The sequence below is a fragment of the Bradyrhizobium sp. MI1.7 genome (assembly GCF_055811795.1).
The window spans coordinates 73,543-88,709 of sequence record NZ_JBVVPO010000039.1 but is presented as its reverse complement, the minus strand read 5'-3'; the positions used below and the strand labels follow the sequence as shown (position 1 = coordinate 88,709).

Below are 15,167 nucleotides of genomic sequence, written 5' to 3'. Positions count from 1 at the left end.
GCGAGGCGGCGATCGCGCAAAAGCTCGGCGCGGATCAGTCGCTGATCGGCGTGGTGCGGCGGGTCAGCCGCACCGAATACACGCTCGGCTTCCAGGTCCGCGATGCCAGGACCGGTGCGGTGCTGTCACGTGGCGACAGCGGCTTGCGCATGGGCGCCGACTATTCGTGGAAACGGGGCGCGGTCCGGCTGGTCAGCGATAAGCTGATCGGGAGCCAGTAACCGCGATACTCGCCCTAGAACGTCAGCTGCACCTTCATCGATTGCGAGCGGTCGCTGGCGAGTTCGAACGCGGCGACCGCGTTCTCGAACGGCATGGTGGCCGTGATCAGCGGTTTCACGTCGATCAGCCCTTCGCCCATCAGCCGCACCGCGAGCTCGAATTCGGGGTCGAAGCGGAAGGTGCCGCGGAGCTGCAATTCCTTGGCGACGATGGAGTTGATCGGCAGCGTCATCTCGCCGCCGAGACCGAGCTGCACCAGCGTCGCGCCGGGCCTGAGCACGTCGAGCGCGGTGCGAAGCGCGGCCTGGTTGCCGGAGGCCTCGAACAGGGTGTCGAACACGCCCTTGCCGGCGCGCCAGGGATCGAGCGCTGCGGCATCGGTCGCGACATTGATGACGTGGGTGGCGCCGAGCTTTCTTGCGACCGCGAGCGGTGCGTCGGCGACATCGGTCACTACGATCTCGGACGCGCCGCCGAAGCGCGAGACCAGGATCATCAGCGCACCGATCGGCCCGCAACCCGTGATCAGCACGCGCTTGCCGAGGAGGGGGCCGGCCTGCTTGCCGGCATGCAGGCACACCGCGAGCGGCTCGGCCACCGCAGCTTCCGCCAGTGTCAGCTTGTCCGCGATCGGCACCGCCTGCGCGGCATCGACCGTGATGAATTCACGGAAACCGCCTTGGACATGGGGAAAACGCATCGCGCTGCCGAGGAAGCGCATGTCGAGGCACTGGTTGCGCATGCCTTCCTGGCAATGCAGGCACTGGCCGCACGGTCTGCTCGGATTGACGGCGACGCGCGCGCCCGGCTTCACATTGGTGACGCCGTCACCGACGGCAGCGACCACGCCCGCGATCTCATGGCCCAGCGCCATCGGCTGCTGGATGCGCACGACGCCGAAACCGCCGTGATGATAGTAGTGCAGATCGGAGCCGCAGATGCCGCCGTTCGCAATCTTGACGCGGACTTCGCCCGGGGCGGGGGCTGGATCGGGATAGCTGTCGATCCGCAGGTCTTTCGGGGCGTGGATGACGACGGCGCGCATGGTCTCGTTCCCTTGGCTTTCGCGATTACATCGCGGCGATCATGCCGCCATCGACATAGATGATCTGTCCGTTGACGTAGGTCGAAGCGTCCGACGCCAGGAAGATCGCCGCGCCCACCAGCTCGTCCGGCCTGCCCCAGCGCTTGGAGGGGATGCGGCCCATCAGCCAGTTGTTGAAGTCGGTGTTGTTGACCAGCGCCTCGTTCATGTCGGTCAGCATGTAGCCGGGGCCGATCGCATTGGCCTGGATGCCGTGCTGGGCCCATTCCACCGCCATCGAGCGGGTCAGGTTCTTGATGCCGCCCTTGGCCGCGGTGTAGGGCGCGATGGTGGGACGCGCGAGCTCGCTGCCGAGCGAGCCGATATTGATGATCTTGCCGTGCTTGCGCGGGATCATGCGCTTGCCGGCCTCGCGGCCGATCACGAAGGCGCTGGTGAGGTCAGTCTCGATCACCTTGCGCCATTCGTCGGTGGTGAACTCGACCAGCGGCTTGCGGTGCTGGATGCCGGCATTGTTCACGAGAATGTCGACCGCGAGCCCTTCGCGGTCGAAGCGCTCGAAGGCCGCGACGATCGCGGGCTCATCGGTGACGTTGAACGCGGCGCCCTCGGCCTGATGACCGGCGGCGCGAAACTCGGCGACGGCCTGCTCGACGCGCTTGGGGTCGACGCCGTTGATGATGATCTTGGCGCCGGCCTTGGCCATGCCCTCGGCAATGGCGCGGCCGAGCCCGCGGGAGGAGCCGGTCACGAGCGCGGTGCGACCGGAAAGGTCGAAGAGGGCGGTGCTCATCTCAAGAAATCCTCAGACGTTGGAGCGACGCACGGTCAGATCGGAGCGGTCGAATACGGCGGGCAGAAGGTCGACGCCGAGGCCGGGTCCTTCCATCGGATAGACAAAGCCGTCCTTGATCGTCGGCATCGTGGTGACGAGCTCATTGTACCAGCCCCTGTAGAAGGCGCGTACCGATTCCTGGATCAGCGTGTTGGGCTGGCTGAACGACATGTGGATGGCGGCGATGAAGCCGATCGGGCCGATGCAGTCATGCGGCGCAAACGGGCGGTGATAGGTCTCGGCCATCGCCGCGATCTTGCGGCCTTCGGTCAAGCCACCGGTCCAGCACAGATCCGCCATCACCACATGCATGGCGTCGCGGTCGAGCATGTCCTTGTAGGGAAAGCGCGAGCCCAGCGTCTCGCTGGCGCAGACCCAGACGTCGGTCGAGCGGGCATATTCGGCCAGCGCCTGCGGCGAGTTCATCCGGATCGGGTCTTCGTACCAGGTCGGCTTGTAGGGCTCGAGCGCGCGCGCGATCTGCTTGGCGGTCGGCAGGTTCCAGAGCGAGTGGAGCTCGACCATGATCTCCATCTTGTCGCCGACGGCCTTGCGGATCTTCTCGAACGGTTCGATCGCCCGCTTCATCTGGGCTGCGGTGATGTAGAGCCCCTTGTTCTCCTGTGCCGCCGGGTCGAACGGCCAGATCTTCATCGCGGAGATGCCGCTCTCCAGCAGGCTTTCGGCCAGCGCGTCGGCGTGGTGCATGAAGCCGTCGAGGTCTTCGTAGGGGCCTTTGGAGGCGCCGAGATTCCAGTTGGCGACGGGGCTGATATTGGTGGAGCGGACATATTGAGTGCCGGCGCAGGTGTTGTAGATGCGCTGCTTGTCGCGGCAGAGGCCGCCGAGCATCTGGTGCACAGGCTGATTGCAGACCTTGCCGAACAAATCCCATAGCGCGATGTCGATTGCGGACGCCGCGCGGTATTCGACGCCGGTCGAGGATTGCGCCATCGGCAGGTTCAGCATGTCGCGGTGGATCGCCTCGATGTGCAGCGGATTGCGGCCGAGCAGGCGGCCGGCAAAGGTGTCGTGGATCTGCGCTTCGACCGCGCCCGCGCCATAGAAGGTTTCGCCGAGACCGATCATGCCCGTGTCGGTGTGAACGCGCACCCAGATGACGTTGGAAAATTCCTCGGTGCGCAGCGTCTCGATTGACGTGATCTTCACGGCAACAATCCTCCCATCACAGACGCCTCGCGCCTGACGTCTCATTTCGCACTGCAACATGTTGCAGGTCGCGCGAACGTCTTACGCCTGCTTGTAATATATCACAACATGTTTTAAGGGTCCCACAACTAAGGCGCCACCCAGCAATGAGAGCGCGGTTGACAGGAGGACGACATGGCACGGCGCAAGCGCGCGCTCGAGGTGGTGAGAAACGAGGACGACGGCGAGGGCAAGCCCTCCCGGCGCAACCGGCTCAACTTCTTCGAGCTGGCTTACCAGAGGATCGAAGAGCTGCTCGTCCACTGCGAGCTTAAGCCCGGACAATTCATGACGATGCTGGAATTGCAGCACATCACCGGGTTCGGGCGCACACCAGTGCATCACGCCGTCAATCGTCTCTCCGCCGACACGCTCATCATCATCCGTCCGCGCCACGGCCTGCACATCGCGCCGATCGATCTTGCGCGCGAGCGGATGCTGCTGGCCTTGCGCCGCGACATGGAGCGCTTTGTCGTGCGGCTCGCGGCCGATCGCGCCAGCCTGTCGCATCGCAATCAGGCGCTGCACATCGAGCGTCTGCTGCGCGAACGCCGCGCCACCCTGACCCTCGACGAATTCAACAGCATCGATCGCCGCATCGACGCGCTGGTGCTGGAAGCCGCCGGCGAGCCCTTCCTGGTGCACACGCTGCGGCCGTTGCACACGCTGTACCGCCGCATCGGCTACATCCACCATCGCTTCATGCCGGGACAGGCCGAACTGTCGGGCACGATCGATCGCCACCTCGCCATTCTCGTTGCGGTCGCCGGCCGCCATGTCGAGGACGCCGTGAAGGCGAGCGATGCGTTGATCGACTACATGGACCACATGTTCACGGGCATGGAGGCGGGGATCGATCCGCGCCTGCTCGATTGCAGTATCGAGCCGCTGCTCGGCGCGTAGAGAGTTTTGAAGAGAGGACCAAACATGCAGACAATGGCCATGCCACAACCGACCGCGAGCGAAGCCGCGGTCCGCTACCTCATCACGAACTACAGTCCCAAGGGCAACAAGGTCGGCTGGCTGATGATGGCCTCGATCCTGGTCGAAGCCTGGGATCTCTATTCGATCGCCTTCGTGCTGATCTTCATCAAGGAGCAGTACAATCCCGATCCGCTGATGCTCGGTCTCGCTGCAGCCGGCACGCAGGGCGGCGCCTTGATCGGCGCGCTGCTCGGCGGCTGGCTCTCCGACAAGATCGGCCGCCGCGTCATGTTCCTGGTGACGATGGTGCTGTTCATCGTGCTCGCGCTGGCGCAGGCCTTCGTGCCGAACGTGACCTGGCTCATCGTGATCCGCTTCCTGCTCGGCATTCCGCTCGGCTCGGATATTTCGACCGGCTACACCTACATCATGGAATCCATGGCCAAGGGTGAGCGCGAGGTCATGGGCAATCGCTGGCAATTCATGTTCGCCGTCGGTGAAGTTCTCACCATCGGTGTCATCGTGATCTTCCTGCTGATCGACATGCAGCACGAGATGCTGTGGCGCGTGACGCTCGGTCTCGGCGCGGTGCCGGCGCTGATCATCCTGATCATGCGTCACGACGTGCCGGAGACGGCGGTGTGGCTGGTGCAGAAGGGACGTTACCGCGAGGCCAAGAAGGTCGCGCGCGAGATGTTCAACGACAATCTCGACATGTTGCCGGACCAGGACGTGAAGGTGCCGAAGGTCAGCACACGTGCCTTCATCGCCGACCTCAGGAAGGACCCGATCCGCTGGCGCGCCACGATCTACGGCTGGATCGCCTGTTTCGCGCAAGGCAGCGAGTTCTCGACCTTCGCATTCTATCTGCCGGTGCTGTTCGTGATGGTCGGCGTGTCGAGCGTGCTCGGCATCAACCTGGTGACGATGGCGCTCTTCTCCTTCGCGGCCCTGTCCGGCTGGGTCGGTCCGCTGCTGACGCCGAAGATCGGCCACCGCGGCATCTCGATCGCCGGCTTCAGCATCGTGCTGGCTTCGCTGCTGGTCGCTGCCTTCGCGCTCTACACCGACAACAAGATCCTGCTGCCGTTCGCAGCGGCCGCCATGTTGTGGGGCCATTATTGGGACGCGTCGAACTGCATGACGATCCCGACCATGGTTGCGAAGCCCAAGTATCGCGGCACGGCCAGCGGCTTCGCCTACATGTTCGTGAAGTTGCCGTCGTTCCTGGCGATCTTCCTGTTCCCGACGGTGTTCGCCGCGATCGGCCAGGCGAATGCCACGCTGATGGTCGCGATCTTCCCGCTGATCGGATTGCTCGCCGCAATCTTCATCCTGCCGGAAGTCTACGGCTACGAGAACGACTAACGCGTTGCCCGGTCGCGGCCTTGTGGCCGCGATCGGGCTTTTCCCGCTACGGGCTCAGGGAGACGGGATTGATCCCGGACCCATGGCCGAGCAGGCCGATCGCCTGAAGCTGGGCGCTGTGGAGGTCGATCTCCACGATCGCGAACAGGGTCAGCAGCACCACGACCGAGACGACGAGCAGGGGGTGGAATGTCCCGCCTCCTTGTTCCGGCGCGGTGAAGCTCCGAAACGACCGACGCAGGGAAAAACTCTGCGGCAATGCCTTTGACTGAATCTGCATGATGGACCTCCGTGCCGCGCCGTATGAGACTGCGCGACGCGAAGAAGCATAGGTCCGGCTTTGGCGGCGACATTGATGCGCCGCAAATTGCGCGCGATTACCAGATCGCAGCCGCAAGCGCTGCGATCAAGGCGGGGGGCGTCACCAGCAGGCCCAGCTTGAGGAACGGCCAGGCGCCGACCTCGATTTTTTCGCGGCGAAGCGCAACCAGCCACAGGATGGTCGCGAGCGAACCGGTGATCGAGAAATTCGGTCCCAGGTCGACGCCGATCAGGATGGCGCTGACGACCGAGGTGGGCAGGTGATCGGCGGCCACGATCGACCCGGCGACGAGGCCGACCGGCAGGTTATTGGCAATATTGGTGGCGATGGCGGTGGCGATCCCAACGCTCCAGCCGGCCCCGGGTACGGACTGCGCGACGGCCTCGTGCAGAAGTGCGCTGAGATGGCCGATCACGCCAGTCTTCACCAGTGCTTCCACCATCACAAAAAGCCCGCCGACCAGCGGCAGCACGCTCCAGGACACGTGCTTCAGTACCGGCATGGGCGACTGACGGCTGAGCAGCAGGACGAGGCCGGTCGTCACGGCGCCGCAGATGAAGGTCGGCAGGCCAAGCTGCTTGTCGAGCGCGGAGGCCGTGATCAGCACCACGCCGATCGCAGCAATGCCGATCGCGGTCAGCTTGCCGCCACGGCTGAGCACCTTGTGCGGCACGCGGCGCTCGATGATCTCCTGTTTCAGCGCGCGATGCTGGGTGATGCGCAGTACGACAAAGGTCAGCACGATCGAGGCGAGCGAGGGCAGGGCGAACTGACGCAGCCATTCGGTCAGATGCGGCATGCGCGAGCCGAACACCACGAGATTGGCGGGGTTCGATATCGGCAGCACGAAGCTTGCGGCGTTCGCGATGAAGGCGCAGACGAAGAGATAGGGCAGCGGCTTGGCGCCGGCCGCGCGCGTCGCGGCGTAGACGGCGGGTGTCAGCACGATCGCGGTGGCGTCGTTGGAGAGCAGCACGGTGACGACCGTGCCGACGAGATAGATCAGCAGAAACAGCCGCTGCGGCGAGCCGGCTGCATATTCGACGGCGAGCGCTGCGAGATAGTCGAACAGGCCTTCGAGCCGGGCAAGCTCGGCGATCAGCATCATGCCGATCAGGAAGAGATAGACGTCGACGCCTTTCTCGATGCCCGTGAGCGCGTCCTGCCACGGCAGGAGGCCGAGCAGCACCAGGGCGCCGGCGCCGATCACGGCCCAGATCGCCTCGGGCAGGCGAAAAGGCCGGATGATGACGCCTGCGGTCGCGGCGACGATGATGCTCCAGGCCCAGATGGCGTCAGACGGCACGTTCAGTCCTTGAGGTTGGGTCGGTTCATTCGGCAGCGATAACCGATGCTGGAGCCGCTGTCTTCCCCTGTGCCTGCAAGGTGCCACGCCGGGTCTCGGGCAAGGCGAGGAGGCAGACGACGGCGCCGATCGCGGCGACCGCGCCAAGCGTGATGAACGCCGCGCTGTAGCCGGCGCCGACCACGACGAGGCCCGCAAGCGTCGTCGACAGCGCCGCGCCGATGCTCTGGGCGGTGATGACGGCGCCTTGCGCGACGTTGAAGCGGCCGGTGTTGCGCATGAGGTCGGCGACGATGACGGGAAAGATCGCGCCAAAGATGCCGGCGCCGACACCGTCCAGAAGCTGCACGCCGACCAGCCAGAACGGATTGTCGGAGAGCGTATAGAGCGCGCCGCGAATGGGCAGGATCAACAATGCGGCGAGGAAGAAGCGCTTGTGGCCCCATCGGTCGGCCTTCGCACCGACCAGCATCGCGAACGGCACCATGACAACTTGAGCTGCGACGATGCAGGCCGACATCAGGCTGGTGCCCATGTTCTTGTCCTGCAGCGCGAGTTTCTGCCCGACCAGCGGCAGCATGGCCGCGTTGGACAGATGAAACAGCACGACGCAGACCGCGAAGACGAGGAGGGGGCGACAGGTCAGGAGCACCGCGAGACCTGAGGGCTGTTCCGGCCGGTCACCGGTATCGGCGTCGTGCAGCCCGCGCGCGAGGTCGTGGTCGATGGCGCGGGCGGGGATTGCGAGAATGCTCACGAGGCTTGCGACCGCCATGGCAGCGAGAAGGTAGAACACCACGGTCGGACCGAACCAATAAGCGCTGAGCCCCGCGAGCCCGGCCGCGACCGCATTGCCGGCGTGATTAAAGGTCTCGTTGCGGCCGATCCGCCGGGTGAAGGCGGCATGACCGAAGATGCCCAGCGAGACGGCGGCGATCGCCGGCGGAAAGATCACTGCCGCGGCCTGCGCGATGCCTTGCGAGACCGCGACCGGCAGGAAGCTGGGAAACAGCGGCAGCGACAGTGACGCCAGCGTCACCATGATGGCGGCGATGACCATCGCCAGCCGCTTCGCCCGCGTCGCATCGACCAGTGCGCCGGCCGGCGTCTGCGCCACGATGCCGGCAATGGTCGCGATCGACATGACGAGGCCGATGCGCGCCTCGTCCCAGTGCTGCTCGGTGAGGAGATAGACGGCGAGATAGGGCCCAAGCCCGTCGCGGACGTCGGCGAGGAAGAAATTGGCCGCATCCAGAGCGCGGCCGGCGCGTCTCGTCTGGTCGGTGGGGTGATGGGAGGCCTGGCTCGACATCGGTCTCTCGATCGAGGCTGGGAAGCGACCGGCCAGAAACCGATCTCACGCCACCTTTGTTCCACTCTTCAAAACTTCACGGCCAGCAGCACCGCACCGGCGCCGATCATGGCGATGCCGAGCCAGCCCTGTGGGGTCGGACGCTCGCCGAGAAAGGTGAAGGCGAAAAGAGCCACCAGCACGACGCTGAGCTTGTCGATCGGCGCCACCAGCGTCGCCGGGCCAAGCTTCAGCGCACGGAAATAGCACAGCCAGGACGCGCCGGTCGCAAGCCCGGACAACACCAGGAACAGCCAGGTCTTCGACGAGACCGCCGACGGCACCGCGAACTGGCCGGTGAAGAACAGCAGCACCGAGAAGGCGAGCAGCACCACGATGGTGCGGATGAACGTCGCCAGATCCGGATTGATGTTCTCGACGCCGACCTTGGCGAAGATCGCGGTGAGTGCCGCAAAGCAGGCCGAGAGCAGCGCCCAGGTCTGCCAGGCCGAGAGGAGGGCGGGTTTCATCGGTTATCTCTCACCTTGCCGCCGCCAACTTTTCGGTGATCGCCTTGCGCAGGATACGCGACAGCGATTCCACGGAGTACGGCTTCTGGATCAACTCGAACCCGCGATGCGCGTTCTCGGCGAGGACGTTGCTGTAGCCGCTGGTGAGCACGACGGGCAGGCCCGGATAGCGCTCGCGGATGACGCCGGCGAGCTCGACGCCGTTCATGCCGGGCATGATGACGTCGGAGAAGACGAGGTCGACGGCGAATTCGTTCTCGCCGAGAATGCCGAGCGCCGCATTGGCGTTGGCGACCCGGCGGACGACATAGCCGAGATCTTCCAGCAGCTCGGTCGAGAACTGGCCGACGTCGTCATTGTCCTCGACCACGAGCACGCGATAGCCGCGCCCGGTGGTGGCGGCCTCGCTGGTCAGTGCCGCAGCGTCCTTCTCCGCGGCGGGACTGTGCGCCTGCGGCAGGTAGATGGTGAAGGTCGCACCTTCGCCGTGCGTGCTCGTCACTGCGATGTCGCCCTCGGACTGCTTTGCGAAGCCGAAGGCCTGGCTGAGGCCGAGGCCGGTGCCCTTGCCGACCTCCTTGGTGGTGAAGAACGGCTCGAAGATGGCGTCGATGTTTTCAGGGGCGATGCCGCTGCCGGTGTCCGCGACCGAGATCGCGACATAGTCGCCGCCGCGCGCCGACTGCGCACGCAGGCTCGGGATGCCCGCGACCTTGCGCACGGCGATGGTGAGTCGGCCTTCGCCATCCATGGCGTCGCGGGCGTTGATGGCGAGGTTGATCAGCGCGGTCTCGAACTGCGCGATGTCGGCCACCGTGAAGCAGTCGGCATCGTTCACCTCGACGGCGATCGCGATGCGGCCGCCGACCAGTGGCCGGACCAGTTGCGCCACGGCCTCGACCTGGCTGCCGACGTTGAAGATCTGCGGCTTCAGCGGCTGCCTGCGCGCAAAGGCCAAAAGCTGCGCGGTGAGCTTGGAGGCGCGCTCCACGGTGTCGGAGATGGCGTCGACATAGCGGCGGCGGCGTTCTTCCGGCAGTTCGCGGCGGCGCAGGAAGTCGGTCGCGGAGCGGATGATGGTGAGGAGATTGTTGAAGTCGTGGGCGACGCCGCCGGTGAGCTGGCCGATCGCCTCCATCTTCTGCGACTGCCGCAGCGCTTCCTCGCCGCGGCGGCGCTCGGTGATGTCGACGGCCTCGGGCACCGCACCGGTGATGTTGCCGTGGCGGTCGAGCACGGGACGCATGCCGAAGTCGAAATCGCGCTCTCCGATGGGCAGGCGCAGGCGCATCTCCAGCCGCACCGCTTCGCCTCTGAGCACGGTGTCGAAGGCCTCGCGCACGACGGCGCTCATGCCCTGGGTCTGGTTGAACCAGGGCGTGTCCCAGAACGGTTTGCCGATGACGTCGCGGGCCTCCACGCGAATGCCATCGAGCGCAGTCCGGTTCGCGTAGAGCAGCTCGCCCCTGAGATTGACCAGCCCCTGATACTGGTTGCTTGTCTCCAGGATCGCGCGCAGCCGCGCCTCGTTGGATTCGAGCTCGGCGGTGCGCTCGGTGATGCGCTCCTCCAGCGTCTCGTTGAGTCGCCTCAGCTCGATCTCGGCCTGCTTGGCGGCGGTGATGTCGTGGGCGACGCCGATGAAGCCGATGTGCTTGCCGGTCGGGTCCCAGCGCGGCTGCGATTCCGAGCGCAGCCACCGCCATTCACCGCTGGCGTTCTTGTAGCGCGCTTCCAGCACGAACGGCTTCAGCGACGCTTCGCCCTGGACGGATTGCTGCAGCACATGCGGCAGGTCGTCCGGATGCAATATCTTGCGCCAGTCGAAATCGATGGCCTGGTCGTAGGGCAGGCCGATGAAGTCGACATAGGCCTGGTTGGCGAAGGAGCGCGTGCGGTCGAGCTTCGTGACCCAGATCGGCACCGGCGCGCTGTCGGCGATCAGCCGGAAGCGCTCCTCGCTCTCGCGCAGCGTCTCGCGCGCGAGTGCCTGGGCGGTGATGTCGATATGGGCGCCGACGAGGCGAATGGCGCGGCCGTCACTGTCGCGCTCGAACTTGGCGACGACGCGGATCCAGCGGGTCTCGCCGTCGTTGGGGCGGATGATGCGGTATTCGGCGGTGTAGTCTTCGTTCGTCCCGGCCAGCGCATCGAGGAAGTGCTTGACCGCGGCGTCGCGATCCTCGGGATGGATGCGGTTGACCCAATCCTCATGCGACTCGTCGGTGGCATCCGCCGGCAGCCCGTGGAGCATCAGATATTCCGGCGAGCGGCGGTTCTTGAAGCCTTCGCGGAAGTCGACCTCGAGGCCGCCGACCTTGCCGATGCGCTGGATACGCGCCAACTCTGCCTCGCGCTCCTGGAGCGCGTGATAGGCGTCGTCGCGCTCGCGCGCGATCTCTTCGAGGTGCTGGCGCAGCCTTTCGGCGGCGGTGGTATCGGGCAAGGGATCGTTCAAGGTGTCGGCCGTTGTGATGCAAGAGCGCACGTGCCGGGCCGATATTCCCACAGACAAAGCGTGATAGCCATTACTCAAAAGGGGATAAGGACGGAAAGGCGCCACCGATCGCAGGGGCGGGTATGAACGAACGCCCGGTCTGGCTATTTGTTCCCGAATGTTGGAACGATGAGCCCCCCGCGCGCGTATTTGCGAGGCGTCGCAACTCTTAATCATAAAACTCTCTTCCCGAAGAGGCTAAATCTTGAAGCTCTTTGTCTGCCAGGACTGCGGCAACGTCCTCTATTTCGAGAACCGCGCCTGCGAACGCTGCGGCCACCGCGTCGCGTTCCTGCCGGAGAAGGAGACGATGTCGGCGATCGAGCCGGACGGCGAGGCCTGGATGACGCTCGCCGACAAGGGCAAGGGGCGGATGCTCTGCCGTAACGCCGAATACGACGCGTGCAACTGGCTGACGGATGCGGGCGACACCACCGGCTATTGCCGCGCCTGCCGCCACAACGGCATCGTGCCCGATCTGTCCGATCCGGTTCAGCTCGCCGGCTGGCGCGAGTTGGAGGTGGCGAAACACCGGCTGTTCTATTCCCTGATCCGCTGGAAGCTGCCGCTCCAGACGCGGCAGGAAAATCCCGAACATGGGCTGATCTTCAATTTCCTCGCCGACGATCCGAACAGCGGGCAGAAGATCATGACCGGCCACGATAACGGCCTGATCACGATCGCGCTGACCGAGACCGACGAGATCGAGCGCGAGCGGCGCAGGCTCGAGATGGGCGAGCCCTACCGCACGCTGCTCGGGCATTTCCGCCACGAGGTCGGCCACTATTTCTGGGAGGTGCTGGTGCGCGAGGGCGGCAGGCTGGAGCAATGCCGCGCCGTGTTCGGCGACGATTCCGCCGATTACGGCCAGGCCTTGCAGCTCCATTATGCCGAAGGCGCGCCGCCGGACTGGCAGCAGACCTACGTCTCGGCCTACGCCACCACGCATCCCTGGGAGGATTTCGCCGAGACCTGGGCGCACTACCTCCACATCGTCGATACCCTGGAGATGGCCTCGGAGTTCGGCATGGAGGTACGCCCCCGGGTCGATCGCGACGGGGAGTTGACGGCGCGCATCCGTTTCAACCCCTATGAGACGAGGGACGTCGAGGCGCTCGTCAATGCATGGCTGCCCTTCACCTTCGCCATCAACAGCGTCAACCGCGCCATGGGGCTGCGCGATCTCTATCCGTTCATCCTGTCGCCGGCGGTGGTCGGCAAGCTGGGCTTCATTCACGACTTGGTCAGGGACGTGGCCAAGGCCGCGAAGCCGTAGGTCCGCTCATGGGCTCACCGGGCCGATTTCGGTCTTGCGCTGGTACGCCAGAGGGCCGCGGATTTAGACCGTTGCCTCCGGCTGATTTTGATGTACCACGGGAGCCACAACGGCCCATCCGATAGGCCCCAACGGCCAGGGAAGGGTCCCGCCCAAGGTCGAGACTCAAGAAAAGCATGTTCAAACGCATCCTGATCGCCAATCGCGGCGAAATCGCCTGCCGGGTCATCAAGACCGCTCGCCGCATGGGAATTCAGACGGTTGCGGTCTATTCCGAGGCCGACCGCGATGCCCTCCATGTCGAGATGGCCGACGAGGCCGTTCTGATCGGCCCGCCCGCAGCCGCCGAGAGCTATCTGGTGATCGAGAAGATCGTGGAGGCCTGCCGCAAGACGGGCGCCGAGGCCGTGCATCCCGGCTACGGCTTCCTGTCCGAGCGCGAGGCGTTTCCGCGCGCGCTGGAGGCCGCCGGCATCGTCTTCATCGGCCCGAACCCGGGCGCGATCGCGGCGATGGGCGACAAGATCGAATCCAAGAAAGCCGCCGCGAAGGCCAAGGTCTCGACCGTGCCGGGCTATCTCGGCGTCATCGAGGACGACAAGCACGCGGTGAAGATCGCCGACGAGATCGGCTATCCCGTGATGATCAAGGCCTCCGCCGGCGGTGGCGGCAAGGGCATGCGCATCGCGCATTCGAAGAGCGAGGTTGCCGAGGGCTTCAACCTTGCCAAGGCCGAGGCGAAAGCCTCGTTCGGCGACGACCGCGTCTTCGTCGAAAAGTTCATCGTCGATCCCCGCCACATCGAGATCCAGGTACTGGGCGACAAGCACGGCAACGTCATCTATCTCGGCGAGCGCGAATGCTCGATCCAGCGCCGCAACCAGAAGGTCATCGAGGAGGCGCCGTCGCCGCTGCTCGATGAGGCCACCCGCCGCAGGATGGGCGAGCAGGCCGTCGCGCTGGCCAAGGCGGTGAATTACGACTCCGCCGGCACCGTCGAATTCGTCGCAGGGCAGGACAAGAGCTTTTTCTTCCTGGAGATGAACACGCGCCTTCAGGTCGAGCATCCCGTCACCGAGCTCGTCACCGGCATCGACCTCGTCGAGCAGATGCTCCGCGTCGCCGCCGGCGAGAAGCTCGCGATCACCCAGAAGGACGTTACGCTCACCGGCTGGGCGGTGGAATCCCGCCTCTACGCCGAGGACCCGTTCCGTAACTTCCTGCCCTCGATCGGGCGCCTCGTGAAGTATCGGCCGCCGGCCGAAGCCAGCCAGGACGGCATCACCGTGCGCAACGACACCGGCGTGCAGGAGGGCGGCGAGATCTCGATCTATTACGATCCGATGATCGCCAAGCTCGTCACGCATGCGCCGTCGCGCGCGGCCGCGATCGAGGCGCAGGCCACCGCGCTGGATTCGTTCTATGTCGAGGGTATCAGGCACAACATCCCGTTCCTGTCGGCGCTGATGCACCATCCGCGCTGGCGTGAGGGACGGCTCTCGACCGGTTTCATCGCCGAGGAATTCCCCAAGGGCTTTGCCGTGCGCGTGCCCGAAGGCGAGGTCGCGCGGCGGATCGCGGCGGTCGGCGCCGCCATCGACCACGTGCTCGGCGAGCGCAAGCGGCAGATCTCGGGCCAGATGGGCGGCCGCGTCGTGCAGCGCGAGCGTCGCCGCGCGGTCTGGCTCGACCGCCAGGAGATTCTGCTCGAGGTCGGACGCGAGGGCGAGGCGATCGCGATCCGGTTCGTCGATGCCGAAGGCAAGGCCGGCAACGCGCATCTGCTGCAGTCGCCGTGGAAGCCGGGCGATCCGGTCTGGCAGGGCACCATCGACGGCCATTTCGTCGCGGTGCAGGCGCGCCCGATCGCCAACGGCATCCGCCTTGCGCACCAGGGCGTCGAGGTGCCGGTCTATGTCTGGACCGAGGCGGAAGCAGCCTCGGCACGGCTGATGCCGGTGACCACGGCCTCCGACAGCGGCAAGAAGCTGCTCTGCCCGATGCCGGGCCTTGTGGTCTCGATCGCGGTGACCGAAGGGCAGGAGATCAAGGCCGGCGAGACGCTCGCGGTGATCGAAGCCATGAAGATGCAGAATGTGCTCCGCGCCGAGCAGGACGGCACGGTGAAGAAGATCCACGCCAGCGCGGGCGCGACGCTCGCGGTGGACGCGCTGATTCTGGAGTTTGCGTAAAGCAAGTGAGTGGGGCCCTCACTGGCCCCACCAACACCGTCATTGCGAGCGCAGCGAAGCAAACCGGCCGGGCTGGTGGGGAAGAATATTGGTTTGGTGGCGGGGGGGGCCAATGGCGGGGATTTTGGGGGGGGGGGGGCAAAAGTGTGA

Annotated in this window: 13 protein-coding genes; 5 read left to right on the top strand and 8 right to left on the bottom strand. The window is 65.4% G+C overall.

All coding sequences use genetic code 11. From position 1 onward, the window contains the following. Nucleotides 1-221, top strand: a 221-nt coding sequence (locus AC0L3X_RS29660) for a DUF2380 domain-containing protein (protein ID WP_473317053.1), incomplete at its 5' end; no start/stop codon positions are given. A 14-nt stretch (nucleotides 222-235) separates the two neighbouring features. Here AC0L3X_RS29660 and AC0L3X_RS29655 read toward each other — a convergent pair. From AC0L3X_RS29655 to AC0L3X_RS29645, 3 genes are read right to left on the bottom strand one after another with little or no spacing between them, the layout of a single operon-like run. After that, nucleotides 236-1,267 (bottom strand): L-idonate 5-dehydrogenase, encoded by a 1,032-nt coding sequence (locus AC0L3X_RS29655; RefSeq protein WP_283016807.1) that lies wholly within the window; start codon nucleotides 1,265-1,267, stop codon nucleotides 236-238. 25 nt (nucleotides 1,268-1,292) lie between these two features. Then, the gene (locus AC0L3X_RS29650) at nucleotides 1,293-2,060 is read right to left on the bottom strand and encodes an SDR family oxidoreductase (protein WP_063982668.1); all 768 of its coding nucleotides are present in this window, start codon (nucleotides 2,058-2,060) and stop codon (nucleotides 1,293-1,295) included. A 12-nt stretch (nucleotides 2,061-2,072) separates the two neighbouring features. Beyond that, entirely contained in the window at nucleotides 2,073-3,272 is a 1,200-nt protein-coding gene (locus AC0L3X_RS29645) for a mandelate racemase/muconate lactonizing enzyme family protein (RefSeq protein WP_167768060.1), read from the bottom strand. A 174-nt stretch (nucleotides 3,273-3,446) separates the two neighbouring features. Here AC0L3X_RS29645 and AC0L3X_RS29640 point away from each other — a divergent pair, with 174 nt between their 5' ends. Further along, entirely contained in the window at nucleotides 3,447-4,214 is a 768-nt protein-coding gene (locus tag AC0L3X_RS29640) for a GntR family transcriptional regulator (RefSeq protein ID WP_283016806.1), read from the top strand. A 24-nt stretch (nucleotides 4,215-4,238) separates the two neighbouring features. Next, nucleotides 4,239-5,603, top strand: a complete 1,365-nt coding sequence (locus tag AC0L3X_RS29635; protein WP_071912958.1) for an MFS transporter — start codon at nucleotides 4,239-4,241, stop codon at nucleotides 5,601-5,603. A gap of 46 nt (nucleotides 5,604-5,649) precedes the next feature. Here the strand turns inward: AC0L3X_RS29635 and AC0L3X_RS29630 are convergent, their stop codons facing one another. The 5 genes from AC0L3X_RS29630 to AC0L3X_RS29610 all read right to left on the bottom strand — a co-directional run bounded on the left by AC0L3X_RS29630 (nucleotide 5,650) and on the right by AC0L3X_RS29610 (nucleotide 11,540). Continuing rightward, nucleotides 5,650-5,883, bottom strand: a complete 234-nt coding sequence (locus tag AC0L3X_RS29630; protein WP_473317051.1) for a hypothetical protein — start codon at nucleotides 5,881-5,883, stop codon at nucleotides 5,650-5,652. A gap of 97 nt (nucleotides 5,884-5,980) precedes the next feature. Next, nucleotides 5,981-7,231, bottom strand: coding sequence for an arsenic transporter (locus AC0L3X_RS29625; protein WP_354113683.1), 1,251 nt, complete (start codon nucleotides 7,229-7,231; stop codon nucleotides 5,981-5,983). A gap of 25 nt (nucleotides 7,232-7,256) precedes the next feature. Then, nucleotides 7,257-8,543, bottom strand: a complete 1,287-nt coding sequence (locus AC0L3X_RS29620; RefSeq protein WP_354113682.1) for an MFS transporter — start codon at nucleotides 8,541-8,543, stop codon at nucleotides 7,257-7,259. Between the two features lie 68 nt (nucleotides 8,544-8,611). Next, on the bottom strand, nucleotides 8,612-9,052 hold the full coding sequence (locus tag AC0L3X_RS29615) for an EamA family transporter (protein WP_208087381.1): 441 nt from the start codon (nucleotides 9,050-9,052) through the stop codon (nucleotides 8,612-8,614). A 10-nt stretch (nucleotides 9,053-9,062) separates the two neighbouring features. Further along, on the bottom strand, nucleotides 9,063-11,540 hold the full coding sequence (locus AC0L3X_RS29610) for a hybrid sensor histidine kinase/response regulator (protein WP_354113681.1): 2,478 nt from the start codon (nucleotides 11,538-11,540) through the stop codon (nucleotides 9,063-9,065). 214 nt (nucleotides 11,541-11,754) lie between these two features. Between AC0L3X_RS29610 and AC0L3X_RS29605 the strand changes: the two genes are divergently transcribed. Continuing rightward, nucleotides 11,755-12,825 (top strand): zinc-binding metallopeptidase family protein, encoded by a 1,071-nt coding sequence (locus tag AC0L3X_RS29605; RefSeq protein WP_354113680.1) that lies wholly within the window; start codon nucleotides 11,755-11,757, stop codon nucleotides 12,823-12,825. A gap of 176 nt (nucleotides 12,826-13,001) precedes the next feature. Then, nucleotides 13,002-15,017, top strand: a complete 2,016-nt coding sequence (locus AC0L3X_RS29600; RefSeq protein WP_354131465.1) for an acetyl/propionyl/methylcrotonyl-CoA carboxylase subunit alpha — start codon at nucleotides 13,002-13,004, stop codon at nucleotides 15,015-15,017. Nucleotides 15,018-15,167: the final 150 nt, after the last annotated feature.

Bases quoted from the DNA above. Each gene is read 5' to 3' on its own strand.
- AC0L3X_RS29655 (WP_283016807.1), bottom strand. From the start codon at position 1,267: ATGCGCGCCGTCGTCATCCACGCCCCGAAAGACCTGCGGATCGACAGC.
- AC0L3X_RS29630 (WP_473317051.1), bottom strand. From the start codon at position 5,883: ATGCAGATTCAGTCAAAGGCATTGCCGCAGAGTTTTTCCCTGCGTCGG.
- AC0L3X_RS29650 (WP_063982668.1), bottom strand. From the start codon at position 2,060: ATGAGCACCGCCCTCTTCGACCTTTCCGGTCGCACCGCGCTCGTGACC.
- AC0L3X_RS29615 (WP_208087381.1), bottom strand. From the start codon at position 9,052: ATGAAACCCGCCCTCCTCTCGGCCTGGCAGACCTGGGCGCTGCTCTCG.
- AC0L3X_RS29640 (WP_283016806.1), top strand. From the start codon at position 3,447: ATGGCACGGCGCAAGCGCGCGCTCGAGGTGGTGAGAAACGAGGACGAC.
- AC0L3X_RS29635 (WP_071912958.1), top strand. From the start codon at position 4,239: ATGCAGACAATGGCCATGCCACAACCGACCGCGAGCGAAGCCGCGGTC.
- AC0L3X_RS29620 (WP_354113682.1), bottom strand. From the start codon at position 8,543: ATGTCGAGCCAGGCCTCCCATCACCCCACCGACCAGACGAGACGCGCC.
- AC0L3X_RS29600 (WP_354131465.1), top strand. From the start codon at position 13,002: ATGTTCAAACGCATCCTGATCGCCAATCGCGGCGAAATCGCCTGCCGG.